Below are 1,000 nucleotides of genomic sequence, written 5' to 3'. Positions count from 1 at the left end.
TGGCATAGTTGCGTAGACTTCATATATACAGGGCAGAACTCGAACCCCGTTATCCATCGCAAAAGACGAGGGATTTACAGACCCCCTATCGGGGACTGAAATTTAATAAACCGTGGTCTGTCCCAGAAATGGTCTGTCCCCGAATACCTGGCTTATTTACTTTCTATGTTTGCAATAATCTGGCTGACAATGAAGATGCATTACAGCGACAATATAGATCCCTTCTTTTTCCTCTGAGTACAGGACTCCATAGGGAAATCGCCTTACCAAAGACCGTCTGATTTCAGTTTCAATGACAGGCCAAGCTTTTGGAAATGCGACTGAGCGTTGAATAGAGGAATACACTTCAATTGCGAAATCGTATCCAAGCCCCGGATCTACGTCCTCATAATATTCGATTGCAGCATTAAACTCTGCCTCCGCCTCAGGATGAAACGCAAAGCTCATTTATCGAACCTTTTCCATATTTTTTCAAATACCCCCTCTCCTGGCACAGCGTCCACTGTTCCAGACCGCAGTTCAGCAAGCCTTCTTTGAGCTACAGCCGACCAATTTTTATCGATGTCAGATTCTGGTTGATTTAGGCTTCTGAGCAAGGAATCGACTACCAACGCGCGCTCTTCCACAGGAAGTGACACTGCTTCATCAATCAGATCTTTCGTATTCATTTCATCACCTATCGTGTCTTGTGATATTTTCACCAAACATCATGATAACCTACCACCAAAGGCGTAGTAGCACCCTTGCTGCTAGACATTGACTGAATCTCAGGCCATCTCTTCACTTACTGACAAGTAAGGTAAAACGCATTTATTCATTACGCAACTGATCACTCATTCACAATATCGTCCGGGGAGATCACCTCGACAAAGCGAGCAAAGGTGCGCATCTCTTCGGTAGCGTCAAAAGAATCATAGTCAGGATTATTGGCTTTGAGATAGTAGTCATTTTCACCGCGCTTTCGTACCATCCGCAGGACATACTGATCATCTCCATTCAC

2 protein-coding genes are annotated in these 1,000 nt (G+C 44.6%); both read right to left on the bottom strand.

What is annotated here, in order from left to right; genetic code table 11:
- Window positions 1-156: 156 nt before the first annotated feature.
- A complete protein-coding gene (locus G9Q73_RS19090; protein ID WP_177421552.1) occupies window positions 157-447 on the bottom strand; it encodes a type II toxin-antitoxin system RelE/ParE family toxin in 291 nt (96 codons plus the stop codon).
- Window positions 444-668: an addiction module protein gene (locus G9Q73_RS19085; protein WP_177421551.1), complete on the bottom strand. Its 225-nt coding sequence runs from the start codon at window positions 666-668 to the stop codon at window positions 444-446. The genes G9Q73_RS19090 and G9Q73_RS19085 overlap by 4 nt, the downstream gene beginning before the upstream one ends.
- Window positions 669-1,000: the final 332 nt, after the last annotated feature.

It is taken from the genome of endosymbiont of Lamellibrachia barhami, from assembly GCF_011947365.2.
Lineage (GTDB): Bacteria > Pseudomonadota > Gammaproteobacteria > Chromatiales > Chromatiaceae > QGON01.
Note: the sequence above shows the minus strand (reverse complement) of the source record. Positions and strands in the feature narration are given on the sequence as shown.

Bases quoted from the DNA above. Each gene is read 5' to 3' on its own strand.
- G9Q73_RS19090 (WP_177421552.1), bottom strand. From the start codon at position 447: ATGAGCTTTGCGTTTCATCCTGAGGCGGAGGCAGAGTTTAATGCTGCA.
- G9Q73_RS19085 (WP_177421551.1), bottom strand. From the start codon at position 668: ATGAATACGAAAGATCTGATTGATGAAGCAGTGTCACTTCCTGTGGAA.